The organism is Streptomyces sp. NPDC093109 (genome assembly GCF_040701725.1).
Lineage (GTDB): Bacteria > Actinomycetota > Actinomycetes > Streptomycetales > Streptomycetaceae > Streptomyces.
This window is the reverse complement of record NZ_JBFBEZ010000013.1, coordinates 60,372-77,817: the sequence shown is the minus strand read 5'-3', so window position 1 is coordinate 77,817 and position 17,446 is coordinate 60,372. Positions and strand designations below refer to the sequence as shown.

Below are 17,446 nucleotides of genomic sequence, written 5' to 3'. Positions count from 1 at the left end.
CCATTACGGGCGTTCCGGCCGGTCACCGCGTGCTCACCGCGTGCTGCGCGCATGGCCCCGCGCGCTGCCCGTCGGCGGATCAGAGCTCCGCGAGCGCCTGCTCGATGATGTCCAGGCCCTCGTTCAGCAGGTCCTCACCGATCACCAGCGGCGGCAGGAAGCGCAGCACATTGCCGTACGTGCCGCAGGTCAGCACCAGCAGCCCGGCCGCGTGGCAGGCCCTGGCGAGCGCGGCGGTCGCCTCGGCGGCGGGCTCCTTCGTGGCACGGTCCTTCACCAGCTCGACCGCGATCATCGCGCCACGGCCCCGGATGTCACCGATGACGTCGTACTTCTCGGCCATGGCGGCGAGCCGGCCCTTCATGACCGTCTCGATGCGCCGGGCCTTCCCCGCCAGGTCCAGCTCGCGCATCGTCTCGATGGAGCCGAGCGCGGCGGCGCAGGCCACCGGGTTCCCGCCGTACGTACCGCCGAGCCCGCCCGCGTGCACGGAGTCCATGATCTCGGCGCGCCCGGTGACCGCGGCGAGCGGCAGCCCGCCCGCGATGCCCTTGGCCGTGGTGATCAGGTCGGGGACGATCCCCTCGTCCTCGCAGGCGAACCACTGGCCGGTACGGCAGAAGCCGGACTGGATCTCGTCCGCCACGAAGACGATCCCGTTGTCCGCGGCGAACTTCGCCAGCGCGGGCAGGAAGCCCTTCGCCGGCTCGATGAAGCCGCCCTCGCCGAGCACCGGTTCGATGATGATCGCGGCGACGTTCGCGGCGCCGATCTGCTTGCTGATCTGGTCGATGGCCTGGGCGGACGCCTCGGCGCCACAGTTCTCGGGGCCGGTCGGCCAGCGGTAGCCGTACGCCACCGGTACTCGGTAGATCTCCGGCGCGAACGGGCCGAAGCCGTTCTTGTACGGCATGTTCTTCGAGGTCAGCGCCATGGTGAGGTTCGTACGTCCGTGGTAGCCGTGGTCGAAGACGACGACCGCCTGCCGCTTGGTGTACGACCGGGCGATCTTCACGGCGTTCTCGACGGCCTCGGCGCCCGAGTTGAACAGCGCCGACTTCTTGGCGTGGTCGCCCGGCGTCAGCTCGGCGAGCCGCTCACAGACCTCGACGTACCCCTCGTACGGCGTGACCATGAAACAGGTGTGCGTGAAGTCCGCGAGCTGCGCGGACGCCCGGCGCACGACGGCCTCGGCGCTCGCGCCGACCGAGGTCACGGCGATACCGGAACCGAAGTCGATCAGCCGGTTGCCGTCCACGTCCTCAAGGATCCCGCCATCCGCGCGGGCGGCGAACACGGGCAGTACGGACCCCACCCCGGCGGCGACCACGGAGGTACGGCGGGCCTGGAGCTCCCGCGACTTGGGTCCGGGGACGGGGGTGACGAGGCGGCGCTCCTGCGGAACAGCGGTCATGAGGGGCTCCTGGGGGATTTTCCGGGACGTTCTCCGGCTGAGACCGACCGGCGGGGTCTTGTTCGGCTTTCTCCGCAGGCTAGGGGGGACGGGCGGGCCCGGGCATGCGCCGTTCGGGAGTGGTGCGCGCGTGTCGTTGTCCGCGACGGACATAGCGGGCCGGGTGGCGCTCGGATGGCGGTCCGGGGAGTGGGTAACACCTCTGTGGGCCCGCCGCGGGCGCGGAACGGTGAGCTGCCCGCCGAATGCCGTACGGGGACAGTAGATTGACGGGGGCACAGGGCGGAGACCGCACAGGGGGCAGGGCTTTCATGGACACGGACGGCACCGGCACGTACAAGGCACCCACCGGCCCGGTCCCCCCGCCCGCCGGCCCGGTCCCGCCACTGCCGCACCCGTCGGCGCCGCCGCGGCCCTCGTACGCCCCGGCCCCGGTGGAGAGCGCCCACCCGGCTCCTTCGCGGGCCCCTGAGCGGTCCCCCGGACGGGCCCCTGAGCGGGCCCCCGAGCGGGCTCCCTCACTCGACGACTGGCTCCGTACCCCCCGGCGGGCCGAGGCCCCCGGAGTCTGGCGGTACGGACATGTGCCGAGGCCGCCCGAGAAGCCCGACGGGGTGCCGCAGCGCGCGCTGCTCGTCGGCGTCGTGATCTCCGTACTCTCCGGGACGCTCGTCTGGAGCCTCTGGCGCAACGGCTACATCCCGTACCGGCTGGTCCCGCTGAAGCTCTTCACCCCGGGCGACTGGTGGTACGCCGGCAGCTTCGGCGGCCCGCGGACACTGGAGGCGGCGCGGGCCGTCGTCGTCTACGAAGCGCTGCTCTTCGGGCTGCTGGTCCATGTCTGCGCCCGGCTCGGGAACTGGGCCGAGCTCTTCCGGCGCCATGTCGCCCGCCGGGGGCAGCCCTTCCGCGCCGCCGCCACCGCGGCCGGTGGCGCGCTGGCGCTGCTGCTGGTCTGGAAGGACATCCTGCCGGTCGCGCGGCCGGTGCTGATCGTGGTGGCCTGGATCGCGGGCGGCGAGCTGTTCCAGAGCCAGAACACGGTGAACGTGATCTATGTGCTGATCAGCGTCGGCGTGCTCTGGCCCTTCGCCCGGCTGGGGCAGTGGCGCGCGCTCGTGGCGCGCTACGCCGGGGCCCGCGCGACGGGATCCGGCGCTGGATCCGGTGCCGCGGCAGCCGACGGCGCGGCCCACCAGGAGGCCGCCCCTTCTCCCGCCGAGTGGCCCGAGCTGCGCGCCGCCGGCCAGCGGGACGCCGCCGAGACCCTGGCCGCCGAGGCACGCACCGGCGGGATGAACGACGTGGACTGCGCGCGGCTGCGCCACGCGTGGTCCGGCGCCGCCGCGCGGCCCGACCGGATCGCCGCCTTCACCGAGGCGGTGCTGCGCCGGGGCGCCGCCGCCTGCCCGCACCCCTCGGGCGACCGGGACCTACCGGGGCGCACCGCCCGGCACGACCTGCTCACCGGCCAGGTCAGGATCGGGAGCTGCGCGGACGACCCGCACAACCCCTACGAGCGCCGCGGCTCCGGCGTTGCCCTGGAGCCCGCCCTTCTCGGCACCTCGCTGCTGGCCGTCGGACCGCCGGGGGCCGGGAAGTCCGGCCGGCTGGTGCGGCCCCTCGTCGAGTCCCTCGCGCTCCAGGCGCTCGCCGGGCAGGCCGCCGTGGTCGCGGTCTGCGCCGCGGGCACCCCGCTCGGGCCCGACAGCGCGTACGACGTGGTCATCAAGATCGGCGACCCGGCCTCCCCGCACGACTTCGACCTGTACGGCGGCACCACCGACCCCGACGAGGCCGCGACCGTCCTCGCGGAGGGGCTGACCGGCGATGTCGGCACGGTCGACGGCCGCCGGGCGGCCTCCGCGCTGGCCCAGCTCATCGGCCCGTACCGCGCCGCCCACGGGCACTTCCCCGCGGTGCCCGTGCTCCGCGAGCTGCTCGACGGGGACCCGGCCGCGCTGACCGGGCTGCGCGCGGCGCTGACGGCCGGCGACGACCGCGCGATGCTCCGCGAACTCGACGCCCGCGCACGGCAGGCGGGCGGCGCGGGCGACCCGGGACCGCTGCTCTCCGACCGGCTCGCACTGCTCGACCGGCCCGCGTTCGCCCAGTTCTTCACGACCGGAGCGCGGACGCGCGCCTTCTCACTGCGCTCCCTGGAGGGGCTGCCCGTACGGGTACGGATCGATCTGCCCGAGCGCGCCCACGCCGAGGCGTCCCGGCTGCTCGCCCGGCTCGTCCTCGCCCAGTTCACGGCGGTCGCGGCGGCCCGTACGGACCGGTCGCTCTTCATCTGCCTGGTCCTCGACGACGCCACCCGCGCCCTCACCCCCGAGACCGTGCGCGGGGTGCGGCGCCTCCGGTCGGTGAACGCGGGAGCGGTCCTCGCGCTGCGGACCATCGACGACGTCGCGGAAGGCCTGCACACGGCGCTGCTCGGCGCGGTCGGCTGCTGCATGGCGTTCTCCGGCGTCACGACCTGGGACGGCAAGCGCTTCGCGGAGGTGTGGGGCAAGGAGTGGGTGGAGACCAGGGAGGTCGCCCAGCACACGGTCTTCGCCGACCAGCCGTTCACCCGGGCCGTCCACGCGCTGCGCAAACTGGTCACCGGCAAGGCCGTGACCACGGATGCCGTGACCGTCCGGCAGGTGGAGCGCGAGCGGTGGTCGGCCTCCGAGCTGGCGTACGAGGTCCCCGCCGGACATGCCGTGCTGTCCCTGCGTACGGTCGCGGGGGACCATGCCCCGCCGCTGCTGGTGGATCTGCGGGGCTGAGGCCGGGGCGGCGACGGGGCGCGCGCCGGGGGCGTGACCCCGGGCCCCGGGGTCGTACAAGATGGCAGAATCGGGGTACGCCGTTCATACGGGACGGCGCATTCGTCCGGGTCGGACGGTGGCGCCGGCCTCCGTAACCGGCCCGACTCCCGAAGGCACTACGGTTCCGCCATGCCCCCCACGCTCGCCTCGCTCGTCCAGCACTCGGCGCTCAACCTCACCGTGCACGCGGGCGAGGACCGGCTGCGGACGCCCGTGCGGTGGGTGCACGCGAGTGAGCTGGCCGATCCCGTGCCGTACATGGAGGGCGGCGAGCTGCTCCTCATCACGGCGACCACGCTCGACGCGGCGGACCCGGAGGCGATGCGGCGCTACGTACGGCGGCTGACCGGCGCCGGAGTGGCCGGGCTCGGCTTCGCGATCGGCGTGAACTACGAGGAGATCCCGGAGGCGCTCGTCACGGCGGCGCGCGAGGCCGGGCTGCCGCTGCTCGGTGTGCCGCGCCGGACCCCGTTCCTCGCCATCAGCAAGGCCGTGTCGGCGGCCCTCGCGGCCGACCAGTACCGCGCCGTCACCGCCGGGTTCGAGGCCCAGCGCGAGCTGACCCGCGCCGCGCTCGCCGACGGGCCCACCGCGCTGCTGGCCCGGCTCGGCGCGCACGTGGACGGCTGGGCCGCGCTGTACGACGCGTCAGGCGCCGTCGTCGCCGTAGCCCCCGAGTGGGCCGCTCGGCGGGCGGCCCGGCTGACGGACGAGGTACGGCGGCTCCGCGAGCGGCCGGCGCCCGCGAGCGCGGTGGTCGCGGCGGGGGCCGACGGCGATCTCGCTGATCCCGATGCCACGGATGCCGGCGACACCACCGACACCGCCGATGTCACCGACCGTGTCGAACTCCAGTCGCTCGGCACCGGCCGCCGCGTACGTGGCGCGCTCGCCGTCGGGACGGGCGCGGCGCTCGGCACCGCCGAGCGGTACGCCGTGCACTCCGCGATCGCCCTCCTCACCCTCACCACCGAGCGCTCCCGCGCCCTCCAGTCGGCCGAACAGCGCCTGGGCGCGGCCGTACTGCGCATGCTGCTCGCCGGACAGCCCGACCACGCGCGCGCCGTCGCCGGCGACCTGTACGGCGAACTGCTGGACGCCCCGTTCCGGCTGCTGATCGCCGAGGCCGCGGCCGGCCGGGCCGCCGCCGACTCGGCCGACCACCCGCTCCACGTCCTCGCCGAGGTCCTGGAGGCGGCGGCCGCCCGCGCGGGCGAGTCCGTACTCGCGGTCCCGGACGGCGACGAGCGGCTCGCCGTCCTCGCCGTGGACGGCGGCTCCGTCGCCACCACGTGCGCGGCGTACGCGCGGCGGGAGTCCGAGGAGGCGGGTGTCGTCATCGGCCTCTCCGCGCCCACCGGCCCGATGGCGACGGCGGGCGCCTACAAACAGGCCGAACAGGCGCTCTCCGTGGCACGGCGACGGGGCCGCGCCCTGGTCGAGCACGAGGAACTCGCCGCCGGTTCCATCCTTCCCCTGCTCGCCGACGACGCCGTACGCGCCTTCGCCGACGGGATGCTCCGCGCGCTGCGCGAGCACGACGCGAAGGGCCGCGGCGACCTGGTGGCCTCGCTGCACGCCTGGCTCTCCCGCCACGGCCAGTGGGACGCGGCGGCGGCCGACCTGGGGGTACACCGCCATACGCTGCGCTACCGGATGCGCCGGGTGGAGGAGATCCTGGGCCGCTCCCTGGACGATCCGGACGTACGGATGGAGCTGTGGCTCGCCCTGAAGACGACGGGTCCCGGTGGCGTGGAGCACTGACACCCCGTACGTACGACATTGCGGCACAGCGCGACACCCCACCACTCCACCCCGGACAATCCACCACCCGCCCCCACACCCCTACCGTGGAACCACACGGTTATTCACCGGTATCCGATTCGCACTCGCACTCGCACTCGCATCCCGCATCCGCACCCCGCACTCGCATCTACTCGGAAGGGCCCGGACTCGCCATGACTTCCACCCACGCCTTCTGGCTCGCCGGCCGCCAGGCCACCGGCGACGACACATTCGATGTCACCTCCCCCTGGGACAACCGGCTCGTCGGCACCGTCGCCGTGCCGACCGACGCCCAGATCGAGGAGGCCGTCGCGGCGGCGCACGCCGTACGGGACGAGTTCGCCGCGACGCCCGCCCACGTACGGGCCACCGCCCTCGACCACGTCTCGCGCCGGCTCGCCGAGCGCACCGAGGAGATCGCCCGGCTGATCTCCGCCGAGAACGGCAAGCCGCTCAAGTGGGCCCGCGGCGAGGTCGGCCGCGCCGTCTCCGTCTTCCGGTTCGCCGCCGAGGAGGCCCGCCGCTTCAACGGCGGCGAGGCGCAGCGCCTGGACACCGACGCGGGCGGCACCGGCCGGCTGGCGCTGACCCGCCGCTTCCCGCGCGGCACCGTCCTCGGGATCGCGCCGTTCAACTTCCCGCTCAACCTCTGCGCGCACAAGATCGCGCCCGCCATCGCGGCCGGTGCGCCGATCATCCTCAAGCCCGCCCCGGCGACACCGCTCTCCGGGCTGGTCCTCGGCGAGCTGCTGGCCGAGACGGACCTCCCGGCCGGCTCCTGGTCCGTACTGCCCGTACCGAACGACCGGATGCCCGCCCTCGTCCAGGACGAGCGGCTGCCCGTGATCTCCTTCACCGGCTCCGACAAGGTCGGCTACGCGATCATGGATTCGGTGCCGCGCAAGCACTGCACGCTGGAGCTGGGCGGCAACGGCGCGGCCGTCGTCCTCGCCGACTACGCGAGCGACCAGGACCTCGACTGGGCCGCGACCCGGATCGCGACCTTCTCGAACTACCAGGGCGGCCAGTCCTGCATCTCCGTACAGCGGGTGATCGCGGACGCCTCCGTGTACGAGCGGCTGGTCCCCAGGATCGTCGCCGCCGTCGAGGCCCAGACCACCGGCGACCCCGCCGACGACACCACCGATGTCGGCCCGCTCGTCAGCGAGGACGCCGCGAAGCGCGTCGAGACCTGGGTCGACGAGGCGGTACGGGCCGGCGCCCAGCTGCTCACCGGCGGCAAGCGGGACGGCGCCAGCTACGCGCCCACCGTCCTCGCGGAGGTCCCCGGGGACGCCACCCTCGCCCAGGAGGAGGTCTTCGGTCCCGTCCTGACGCTCCAGCGGGCCGACGGCGAGTCCGCGGCGTTCGAGACGGTGAACGGCTCGAAGTACGGCCTCCAGGCCGGGGTGTTCACCCATGACCTCCAGGCCGCCTTCCGCGCCCACCGCGCCCTTGAGGTCGGCGGCGTCATCATCGGCGACGTCCCGTCGTACCGCGCCGACCAGATGCCGTACGGCGGCGTCAAGCAGTCCGGGGTGGGGCGCGAGGGCGTGCGGTTCGCGATGGAGGACTACACGTACGAGCGTGTCCTGGTGCTGACGGGACTGGACTTGTAATCGGGACTGGACTTGTAGGAGGGACGCGCACGCACCGGTCGTGGCACGGGACCCGTGTTCCACGACTGGTGCGGGTGCCCGGGGTCGGGTAGATGTCGAAGGGATACGGACGAGTCGCGACCCCGAGTCGCGGCTCCGACTTCCGCTCCCACTTCGCGGCGAGGTGATGTCCTCATGTCCGCTCCACCCACCCGCTCGACCCACTCCACCCCCTCCTCACCACAGGAACGGCCCGGCGCGCCCAAGGTCTCCGAACGGGAGGCCCGCCAGGTCGCCGAAGCCGCCCGTGAGCAGGGCTGGCGCAGGCCGAGCTTCGCCAAGGAGATGTTCCTCGGCCGCTTCCGCCTCGATCTGATCCATCCGCACCCGCTGCCCGCGCCCGACGACGTGCGGCGGGGGGAGGAGTTCCTGGCGAAGGCGCGCGCGTTCTGCGAGACGCGGATCGACGGCGCGCTGATCGAGCGCGAGGCCCGGATCCCCGACGAGGTGATCCAGGGCCTCAAGGAGCTGGGCGCGCTCGGGATGAAGATCGACACCGCGTACGGCGGGCTCGGCCTCACCCAGGTGTACTACAACAAGGCCCTGGCGCTCTTCGGCTCCGCCAGCCCGGCGGTCGGCGCGCTGCTCTCCGCGCATCAGTCGATCGGCGTACCGCAGCCGCTCAAGCTCTTCGGCACGCGGGAGCAGAAGGACGCCTTCCTGCCGAGGCTGGCCCGTACGGACATCTCGGCGTTCCTCCTCACCGAGCCCGACGTGGGCTCCGACCCGGCGAGGCTGGCGACGACGGCCGTGCGGGACGGCGACGCGTATGTGCTCGACGGGGTGAAGCTGTGGACGACCAACGGGGTCGTGGCGGACCTGCTGGTGGTGATGGCGCGAGTCCCGAAGCCGGAGGACGCCTCCGACGGTAAGGCCGCGGACGGGAAGCCTGCCGGCGGCCGGGGCGGGATCACCGCGTTCGTCGTCGAGGCGGACTCCCCGGGCATCACGGTCGAGCACCGCAACGCCTTCATGGGCCTGCGCGGCCTGGAGAACGGCGTCACCCGTTTCCACCGGGTCCGGGTGCCGGCGGCGAACCGGATCGGCCCCGAGGGCGCGGGCCTCAAGATCGCCCTCACCACCCTCAACACCGGACGGCTCTCGCTGCCCGCGATGTGCGTGGGCGCGGGCAAGTGGTGTCTGCGGATCGCCCGCGAGTGGTCGGGCGCCCGCGAACAGTGGGGCAGGCCGGTGGCCCTGCACGAGGCGGTGGGCGCGAAGATCTCGTTCATCGCCGCGACCACGTTCGCGCTGGAGGCGGTCGTGGACCTGTCCTCCCAGATGGCGGACGAGGACCGCAACGACATCCGGATCGAGGCGGCCCTCGCCAAGCTGTACGGCTCAGAGATGGGCTGGCTGATCGCCGACGAACTGGTCCAGATCCGCGGCGGGCGCGGCTTCGAGACCGCGGACTCGCTGGCGGCCCGGGGCGAACGGGCCGTCCCCGCCGAGCAGATGCTCCGAGACATGCGGATCAACCGGATCTTCGAGGGCTCCACCGAGATCATGCATCTGCTGATCGCGCGCGAGGCGGTCGACGCGCACCTCGCGGTCGCCGGCGACATCATCGACCCGGACACGTCCCTGTCGGACAAGGCGAAGGCGGGCGCGCGGGCGGGCCGCTTCTACGCGGGCTGGCTGCCGAAACTGGTCGCGGGCCCCGGCCAACTGCCCGGCTCGTACGCCGAGTTCCATCCCGCCGGGCACCCGGATCTCGCCGTACACCTGCGCTATGTCGAACGGACCGCGCGCAAGCTCGCCCGCTCCACCTTCTACGCCATGTCGCGCTGGCAGGGCCGGATGGAGACCAAACAGGGCTTCCTGGGCCGGATCGTCGACATCGGCGCCGAGCTGTTCGCGATGAGCGCGGCGTGCGTACGGGCCGAGATGCTGCGGGCCAACCAGGACCACGGGCGCGAGGCGTACCAACTGGCCGACGTGTTCTGCCGGCAGGCGCGGATCCGGGTCGAGGAGCTCTTCCACCGGCTCTGGACCAACACCGACGAACTGGACCGCAAGGTGGTGGACGGCATCCTGGCCGGTACGTACACCTGGCTGGAGGAGGGGGTCGTGGACCCGAGCGGCGCCGGCCCGTGGATCGCGGACGCGGCGCCGGGGCCGTCGCAACGGGAGAACGTACATAGGCCGATCCGCTGAGGAGTTGAGGAGCTGAGGAGCTGACGGGCCGAGCGGCCGGACCGCTCGGCCCGTCACGAAGGTCAACTCAGCGGCTCGGCAACTCAGCGCCGGGTGCCGCAACTGGGACAGAAGGCCGACGACGCGGGCACCTCTGCATGGCAGGACCCGCAGGTGTCGGGCCGGGCCAACTGGTGTCCGCAGCCCGGGCAGAACGCGCTGCCGCGGGTCTCCGTGTGGCACTGCGGACACACCAACTGCCGTGCAGCCCCGCCGTCGAACCGCTGCCCGGCCTGCTGCCCGGCCGCGTACGCCCGCTCCGAGGCCATGTCGTTGAGCCCGCGCTGGCGGGCCGCGACGGCCTCGGCGGCGGTGTCCGGCGCGCAATTGAGACAGATTCCCTGCTCGGCGTTCCAGCAGCGGTTGCAGACGTAGCTGGTGCACCGCGCGCAGCGGTTGAAGTGCCCCTGGGCGTTGGATATCGCGCGCTGGAAGGCGGCGTCACGGGAGCTGCCGTACCCCGCCCCGGCCAGCCCGTCCGCCGCGTTCGACACTCCGCTCCCGGTCCGTCCGAAGAGCCCCCACGCGGCGCTCACACCCCGGCTGACCCAGCCGGCCACCCGCCCGCTGGTGTACGGCTCGAACGGAGAACGCCAGGTGTCCTGGCACCGGGAGCAGGAGAACTCGAACTGGAAGCCGGCTCCCGTGCCCTGCTGTTCGCACAGGTCCCGGTAGTTGTTGCTGAAGTAGATCTCTGTACTCATCCGTACCTCCCCGCGCGGCTGCACCGCGCCCCCAGTGGCTTGTTCACGCTCCAGCCGATTGACGCGCGGGGCGCTGTCCCGTACCGGTGCGAGGAAAACAGTGACACATCTGTGCGGGTTAAAGTGCGGCTGTCGTATTTACAGGGGAGATCATTAATGTCGACGCCGCCACCTCAGCACCCATACCAGCAGCAGTACCCGCAGCAGTACGGACAGCAGTACGGACAGCAGTACGGTCCGGCATACGGCCCGGCATACGGCCCGGCATACGGCCCGACCTACGGCCCGACCTACGGACCGCCGCACGGAGCTGCTCCCACCTGCGGAGTCTGCGGCGCGCAACCCGCGGTGGAGGCGACGGTCCGGGGCCATCAGGGCATGATCGTCCTCATGCGCTCGCTCAGGAGCCGGGGCCTGTTCTGCCGCGACTGCGGGCTCGCCACGTACCGGGAGATGACCTCGAACACCCTCGCCGCGGGCTGGTGGGGCCCGTTGTCGTTCTTCATCACCCCGTTCGTGGTGCTCCTCAACGTGGTCGAGGCCCGCTCCCGGTTCCGTAAACTCCCCGCCCCACAGGGCGGCTGGCGCCCGCCGCTCAACCCGGGCAAGCGCGTCCTGCTCCGGGCCCCCGCCCTGCTGGTCCTGATCCCCGTGGCCCTGATAGCCCTCGCCATTCCCACCCTCATCGTGACCGGCCTTGTCATCCAGGCCAACCAACCGGACCTTGTCTCGGCCGGCGACTGCGCCCGCAACAACACGGAGTGGCCCGGCCAGGACCTCGAAGGGGTGAACTGCGACTCGGGCCGTGCCCAGTACCGCGTCGCGACCGGGGACGACTGCGCCGCCGGGGACTACGTGCTCGACGTGGACACCTGGGCGCCGGGCCAGTACGACCTGTGCGCGAAGCCGCTCAACTGACCGACTGCCGAGGCCCTTCGCCCCGTACGGTCAACGGCTCGCCAACCGGCAGCCGCAGCGCCGGGCCGTCGTCGTCCAGCGTGAGGACGACGGCCTCCAGGGCGTGCTGCTCGCTGTGAACGGCACGGACCATGTGCCACGTCCCCCAGACTCGTACACACTGACCGGGCCGCACGGCGACAGCGGCGACCTCCGCCCCGCCGAGTGCGGGCGCGGGGCCGATACCGGGGGCCATCAACTCGGCCCAGACGGTCTTCCCGACCCCGCCCGCACGGGCCTCGACGCCCCAGCGATGGGCGAGAACCTCCACGAGCAGCAGCCCGCGCCCGCCCGTCTCGTCGTCGCGCGGGACCCGGACGGCAGGCTCGCCCGCCCCGGCGTCGCTCACCTCCAGCCGCAGCAGTCCGCACGCCGACTGGCGCACGATCCGCACGCCCACCTGCCGATCGCTGGGCACCCGCACCCGCAGGGCGTTGGTGACCAGCTCCGACAGGATCAACTCCCCGGCCTCCACGACGTCCTGCCCGACACCCCAGTCGGCGACTGCCGCACGGAGTACGGCCCGGGCCCTGGGGACGCTGCTGTGGCGACGAGTGAGCCGGAAGGTGACTTCGTGGGCGCGGGAGTGTTCTGGCATGACGCCTCCTGGAGACGGTAGTTCAACAGTTGCCGGCCAAGTCCGTTCTCAACAGCGGAGGATGTGTGACCGGCGCCACGGAGAGACTGCCGGTGTTCCGTGTACTCGCGCAACGTTGAATGGATATCTGGTTCTGGATTCACTCGTTCGTGCATCGACGCGGCTCTGCCCTGTTGGCTCTGGTAAGCAGTCGGCTATGCCAAACGTGAAACCGTCTACCGTGCTCGGACGCCAACTCGGCGATGAATTGCGCCGATTCCGTGAGGCTGTCGGCCTCACCACCGCAGGTGCGGCCGAGGTGCTCGACTGCACGAAAGGCAAGATCAGCCGCATCGAGAACGGACATGTTCCGGTCCGTACACCCGACCTGGACGCACTCATGCGTGCGTACGGAGTCGATGACCCTGAGGCTCGTGAACGTCTGTGTGCGCTGGCTCGCCAGGCCAACCGCCGCCGCCGCGAAGGCTGGTGGCATCAGTACGATGCGGTGCTCGGTGACGCGTACCGGGACCAGATTGAGCTGGAGGCCATGTGCCACGGCGTGCGTACGTACCAGGTGCAGCTGGTTCCCGGCCTCCTTCAGACTCCTGAGTACGGACGCGCGGTAACGGTCGCTTCGCGGGCGTGGCAAAGCCCTGAGCAGATCGACCAATTCGTCGAGGTGCGGCTTGCTCGACAGAGACGCCTCACGGGCGAATCGCCCATGCGGTTCTGGGCAGTGCTGGCGGAAGGCGCGCTACGTCAGCAGGTCGGCGGCCCTGAGGTAATGCGCGCGCAGCTGGAACACGTGGCGGTCATGGCGGAACGCCCCAACATCACCGTCCAGATACTGCCGTTCTCGCGGGGCGCTCACTCGGGTATGTTCGGCCCGTACGTGCTGCTCAGCTTCCCGCAGCTGGCGGCCCTGGACCTCGTGCTGTCGGAGACCCCTGCCGGCAACATCTGGGTGGAGCGTGAGCCGGAAGTCGCGCGGTATCACGCGCTCTTTGACGACGCTCGCACGACAGCGCTGCCGCCGACGGAATCACTCGCTTTGATCCACCGCGTCGCCAAGGAGTACCGCACATGAGTCAGGTTTCCCCTTCATCGCCGCACATATCGGAAGCGACGTGGATTGCGAGCACCTACAGCGGTGGGCAGGGCGACTGCGTCGAGGTCGCCCACAACATCCCCCACATAGTCCCGGTACGAGACAGCAAGCGCCGCGCCGGCGATGTGCTCGGCTTCAGCCATGACGCATGGCGCGTGTTCGTCGCACACTTGGCCTGATCCGCGCTCACTTCGCCTCAGGTGACGTGCAGCCATTCCAGGCAATCCTCCATGGAGAATTCCACAGCAGCGGAATGCAGCGCTTGAAAGTCGTCCCGCTGCAAGGAGATCTTGAAATAATGGAGAGCGTTGGACACGTCATCGATAGCGAATTCTGGATCCCCGTTGCGCGCTGCCTCAATCGCTGACGCCAAAGCCCTGCTGGCTGGATCGGCGGGGTCGAGCCGGTCGCGAATTTTCGTGATCGCTTGCACTGTCGCCTCTACGGAGCGGCTGTCCATGGTTACTCCATAATGCTGACACTCGGTTTCTCTTGTCCGAGAAAAATGAAAACTAGTAGGGTGAAGTGAGGCTCGTTCGGATTTTCGTCACTGATACGGAATCCGCGACGAAGCGGAGGTTGGAGCCTTCGGATTTCATTCCTACTGCCAAGTTCCCCGTGGGTAGATAATTGATCTCAACTCTCCTCTGCCCAGGCCCCTTCCAGCCCTGCATACTCATTTCGGAAATCTCGATAAAGGTGAGGTAAAATTCTAGCGAGTTGAACCCTCCGGGGTTGCTTTCGCTGGGAGTGTGCTGTGGTAGGTCAGTTGTGCTGAACCCGACGGTGATACTGTTCTGCCGCTCGTCCGCGAGCAGGAAAAAAAGATCGCACGAGTCAAGGCGTGGCACTGTCCGACCGTACAGGTCTTGGAGAGCTTCAGGGTTATCCAGGAAATCTGTCCAGCTAGAGGTGCCCATAGTAGGTCCTTTCGTGTCGTTCGGGAAGTTTGGTGAACAGTCTGGAGTCCAGTCTCCGGAGATAGTCGCGCGGCCCGTCGTCTGCGCCGTCGCCGTCCCTTGCCGAGAATGTGCTCATGTGGCCAAGTAGCAGCGATGCGCTGCTACTGAATGACATAAGGCATCCGTCTCCCGTGACGTGTACAGAAGTGCGGTGATCCTGTGTCGGGGAGAACGAGATGTCGCATCGTGTGGGCGGGGTCCACTTATCCAGTACGAGATCGTCAACCGCTGCGAAGGCCAGATGGCATTGAAAGGTGTCATGGTCAGCATTCGCCAGGGTGCGAGGAATGTTTTCGGGAAACTCTGGAAGATCCATCCTCAGGGTAAGTGAGGGGCCTATCCAGTTGAAATGAATCGAACGAACACGGACCGAGTCGAGTGGTGGGACTGTCGGATAGAGAGTGGTCAATGAATCCGCGTTGTCTACCAGTTCAATCCAGGGACGGGTCATAGTAGTAGTGCTCCTCCGCTCCGGGAACTTGCCCGTTTCTGGGGTTGTCGTACGGTCGGACGTGTACGTGTGCCGGCTGATGTCCGGGCTCTCCGGGCTTCTGGTGACCGAACCAGTGATCCTGGTAGACGATTATGTCTCCAGTTGGGGTTTCGTACCACTCTTCCGTATAGTAAATGGGTTTATTGTTTTCATCCAGTAGTTGTTTCCCTCCCTGCCATTCGGGAGTCGTTGCTCTGACCCATTCGTCCCTGTCGAAAGGCGCCGTCCCCTCGGGTATTCCGGCATCTTTGAGAGCTGTGGCTTTTGCCTCGGCCCGAGAGCGGCGTGGGCAGGGACCAAGCCCGAGTGGGTCGGACCACGTGTGCGGGTTCTCAACGTAGGAAGCCGGGTTGGGTGCCGCCGCCAAGCCCAAGGGGTCCGGGCTCAGATAGCGGGCGGTTTCCGGGTCGTAGTAGCGGTGGAAATTGTAGTGGAGGCCGGTTTCCGGGTCGAAGTACTGGCCGGGGAAGCGGAGTGGGGTGTGGGCGGTGGCGTCTCTGTTCCAGGTGGTGGTGCCCCAGAGAGTGGCGCGGGTGCGCCAGGCTATGTGGCCCTCTTCGTCGACGAGTTCCGTCGGGGTGCCGACGAGGTCTGTGACGATGCTGAAGAACCGATGGTCGATTTCCTCTTGCGGTGCGTCGGCCGCGGTGATGCGTTCGAATTGGGTCAGTGGGTGCAGGCCGCGGTGGGTCCAGGTGAGGGTGACCGGGGCGGGGCGTTCCCGGGACTGGCTGGTCTGTTCGCAGAGAGTTGGGCCGTCCCAGGTGAAGTCAACCTGTTCCTCGACGGTGGCGCCGTCCGTGGCAAGGCGCTGTTTGGCGGTACGGCGACCGAGTGGGTCGTAGAGGTAGCGCCAGACGGTGCCGTCGGGAGTGGTGACCGAGGTGAGGCGGTCCTCGGCGTTCCACGTGTTAACGCCAGGTGTCGGGCTTGCGGGACAGGCGCGGCTTCTGGCGCAGGGTGATGCGGCCGAGTGCGTCGTGCTCGTACCGGACGTTGCCCGCCCGGGTGATCGCCGTGCCGGTGTAGGCGCGGGTGCCTGTCGCTTCCTGGCCCGGACCGCTGGTGGGCCAGGTCGCCTCGGTTTGGTTGCCCGCCTCGTCGTACGCGTACCGCTCGGTCCAGCCGGGCGCGTGGACGGCGGTGACGCGGCCCGCCGGGTCCAGGTCGAAGCGGCGCGGGCCGGCGAGCTGGTCGTCGACGGCGGTGAGGTTGCCGTCCGCGTCGTACTCCAGGTGCGTGGTGCGGCCCAGGGGATCGGTCCGTGACAGCAGGCGGTGGTAGCGGTCGTGCGTGGAGCGGGTGGTCGCACCGGTGGGGTCGGTCTCCCGCGACGACCTGGATGTTCCCGTTGACGACGAAGCGACGGGTGTGACCCAGCGAATTGGTGAACGCGGTGACGCGCAGGCCCGTTTCCGGATCAGCCGAGCCGTAGTCGAAGCGGTGGCCGTTCGTGTCGGTCCACGAGGTTGACCACCTCGGTGAGATGACCGTCGGTGTAGCCGTAACGCAGGATCTCCCGACCGCCGCCGTCCACGGCCGCCCCGGCCAGGTGTACTGCGGTGACGCGGCTCTGATCCGTGGTGATCCTCGGAAGAAAGCCACCGTGATGCGCGACGGTGAGCGGCGCTCCGGCCTCGTAGCAACGCGGCGAATCGCCGCCGGGTAGCAGTGGCAGGGCCGGGGGCGTCGGGGGTGGCGGTGTCGTCAACAGGCCGTTGTGGTGCGGGTATGTGACCCGCGTCGTCGGTCATGGCGCGGATTGTGCCGTGATCCAGTTACCGATCGCATACCGATCGCAACGCTGTTGCCACCCGTGGTCAGTGACCTCGCGCGCCGCATGGCGCACAATCGGGGACCGGGTGCGATCACGTGCCGCGATGAACTCGATACGGGGGTGCGGATGTTCCGGGCTGTGCGGGGAGCGGTGGTGCGGGGGGCCGCGGTGTGGGCGGTGGCCGGGGCGGTGGTGCTCGGTGTCGCCGGATGCAGTGGGGGCGGCGAGGGCGGGGCGGACGGCAAGGCCGACGCCTCGACGTCCGCGTCCGCCTCCGCTTCCGCAGTCGCGCCCGCGCCGGTCACCCGGGCCCGGCTCACCGCCGCGTCGTTCACGGACGGCGAGAAGGTGGGGAAGTACACCGCGTCCGAGTACGCCCTCGGTGTCCCGCTCGGCGAGAACTACACCGCCGCGCCTGCCGTATGCCAGCCACTCGTCAGCCTCGCCGCGGGTGCCACCGCGTTCGACCCGGTCGCGGAGGTCCACCGCAGGGTCGACATCCCCGACGAGATCCTCGGCCTCACCGTCTCCGTACAACTGCGCTCGTACGCGGCCCGGGGCGCGCGCGGCGTGATGAAGGCGCTCGGCGCGGCCGGGCGGGCGTGTGCGGGTGGGTTCACCGAGGAGCGGGCGGTGGCGCGGGCGAAGTATCTGTCGGTGGAACCGGCCGCGGCGCCCGGCGTGGGGGACGAGGCGCGGGCGTACCGCTTCACGATCCGCGACGTGAAGGGCGAGGCGAAGCTTTACGAATATCTGACCGTTGTACGTTCCGGTTCCGTCACGCTCGCCTTCCGGGCCGAAATCACCGGGACCCAGGATGTCGGGGGAGTGCCCGCGGAGATCGTCCGGGCCCAGTGGGAGAAATTCAGGTCCGCGCGGTAAGGGGCGGTAGGAGACGTCCGCGCGGTAAGGGGACGGTCGGGGACGCCTGCGCGGTAAGGAGACCGTAAGGATCCGTACGGCAGGTAAGGAATCGGCCAAGTCCGCCGGGCC

14 protein-coding genes and 1 pseudogene are annotated in these 17,446 nt (G+C 70.5%); 8 read left to right on the top strand and 7 right to left on the bottom strand.

Annotated features, from left to right (window positions below):
* Positions 1–79: 79 nt before the first annotated feature.
* Positions 80–1,414, bottom strand: coding sequence for a 4-aminobutyrate--2-oxoglutarate transaminase (gabT, locus tag AB0389_RS15045; protein ID WP_366395821.1), 1,335 nt, complete (start codon positions 1,412–1,414; stop codon positions 80–82).
* A gap of 311 nt (positions 1,415–1,725) precedes the next feature.
* On the opposite strand from gabT, the gene AB0389_RS15040 reads away from it, so the two are divergent.
* From AB0389_RS15040 to AB0389_RS15025, 4 genes are all read left to right on the top strand, one after another.
* The gene (locus AB0389_RS15040; RefSeq protein WP_366395820.1) at positions 1,726–4,191 is read left to right on the top strand and encodes an ATP/GTP-binding protein; all 2,466 of its coding nucleotides are present in this window, start codon (positions 1,726–1,728) and stop codon (positions 4,189–4,191) included.
* 171 nt (positions 4,192–4,362) lie between these two features.
* On the top strand, positions 4,363–5,997 hold the full coding sequence (locus tag AB0389_RS15035; protein WP_366395819.1) for a PucR family transcriptional regulator: 1,635 nt from the start codon (positions 4,363–4,365) through the stop codon (positions 5,995–5,997).
* 194 nt (positions 5,998–6,191) lie between these two features.
* A complete protein-coding gene (locus AB0389_RS15030) occupies positions 6,192–7,637 on the top strand; it encodes an aldehyde dehydrogenase family protein (protein WP_366395818.1) in 1,446 nt (481 codons plus the stop codon).
* A 174-nt stretch (positions 7,638–7,811) separates the two neighbouring features.
* Positions 7,812–9,833 carry an acyl-CoA dehydrogenase family protein gene (locus AB0389_RS15025; RefSeq protein ID WP_366395817.1) on the top strand — a complete coding sequence of 674 codons (2,022 nt, stop codon included), beginning with the start codon at positions 7,812–7,814 and terminating at the stop codon, positions 9,831–9,833.
* An 83-nt stretch (positions 9,834–9,916) separates the two neighbouring features.
* Here the strand turns inward: AB0389_RS15025 and AB0389_RS15020 are convergent, their stop codons facing one another.
* Positions 9,917–10,576, bottom strand: coding sequence for a zinc ribbon domain-containing protein (locus tag AB0389_RS15020; protein ID WP_366395816.1), 660 nt, complete (start codon positions 10,574–10,576; stop codon positions 9,917–9,919).
* A gap of 156 nt (positions 10,577–10,732) precedes the next feature.
* Between AB0389_RS15020 and AB0389_RS15015 the strand changes: the two genes are divergently transcribed.
* The gene (locus AB0389_RS15015) at positions 10,733–11,494 is read left to right on the top strand and encodes a hypothetical protein (protein WP_366395815.1); all 762 of its coding nucleotides are present in this window, start codon (positions 10,733–10,735) and stop codon (positions 11,492–11,494) included.
* On the opposite strand, the gene AB0389_RS15010 is transcribed toward AB0389_RS15015, so the two are convergent.
* Positions 11,487–12,131: an ATP-binding protein gene (locus AB0389_RS15010; protein ID WP_366395814.1), complete on the bottom strand. Its 645-nt coding sequence runs from the start codon at positions 12,129–12,131 to the stop codon at positions 11,487–11,489. The genes AB0389_RS15015 and AB0389_RS15010 overlap by 8 nt on opposite strands.
* A 196-nt stretch (positions 12,132–12,327) precedes the next feature.
* On the opposite strand from AB0389_RS15010, the gene AB0389_RS15005 reads away from it, so the two are divergent.
* Both AB0389_RS15005 and AB0389_RS15000 read left to right on the top strand, forming a co-directional pair.
* A complete protein-coding gene (locus AB0389_RS15005; protein ID WP_366395813.1) occupies positions 12,328–13,200 on the top strand; it encodes a helix-turn-helix transcriptional regulator in 873 nt (290 codons plus the stop codon).
* Positions 13,197–13,400, top strand: a complete 204-nt coding sequence (locus AB0389_RS15000) for a DUF397 domain-containing protein (protein ID WP_366395812.1) — start codon at positions 13,197–13,199, stop codon at positions 13,398–13,400. Before AB0389_RS15005 ends, AB0389_RS15000 begins: the two co-directional genes overlap by 4 nt.
* 17 nt (positions 13,401–13,417) lie before the next feature.
* Here the strand turns inward: AB0389_RS15000 and AB0389_RS14995 are convergent, their stop codons facing one another.
* The 4 genes and pseudogenes from AB0389_RS14995 to AB0389_RS14980 all read right to left on the bottom strand — a co-directional run.
* Positions 13,418–13,681, bottom strand: coding sequence for a hypothetical protein (locus AB0389_RS14995; protein ID WP_366395811.1), 264 nt, complete (start codon positions 13,679–13,681; stop codon positions 13,418–13,420).
* Between the two features lie 52 nt (positions 13,682–13,733).
* Positions 13,734–14,141 carry an Imm50 family immunity protein gene (locus AB0389_RS14990; protein WP_366395810.1) on the bottom strand — a complete coding sequence of 136 codons (408 nt, stop codon included), beginning with the start codon at positions 14,139–14,141 and terminating at the stop codon, positions 13,734–13,736.
* Positions 14,128–14,634 carry an Imm50 family immunity protein gene (locus AB0389_RS14985; protein WP_366395809.1) on the bottom strand — a complete coding sequence of 169 codons (507 nt, stop codon included), beginning with the start codon at positions 14,632–14,634 and terminating at the stop codon, positions 14,128–14,130. The genes AB0389_RS14990 and AB0389_RS14985 overlap by 14 nt, the downstream gene beginning before the upstream one ends.
* A pseudogene (locus AB0389_RS14980) lies at positions 14,615–16,037 on the bottom strand (RHS repeat-associated core domain-containing protein); the annotation flags it as partial. The pseudogene AB0389_RS14980 and the gene AB0389_RS14985, both read right to left, overlap by 20 nt.
* 542 nt (positions 16,038–16,579) lie before the next feature.
* On the opposite strand from AB0389_RS14980, the gene AB0389_RS14975 reads away from it, so the two are divergent.
* Complete coding sequence (locus AB0389_RS14975; protein ID WP_366395808.1) at positions 16,580–17,335, top strand: hypothetical protein; 756 nt, start codon at positions 16,580–16,582, stop codon at positions 17,333–17,335.
* Positions 17,336–17,446 lie beyond the last annotated feature (111 nt).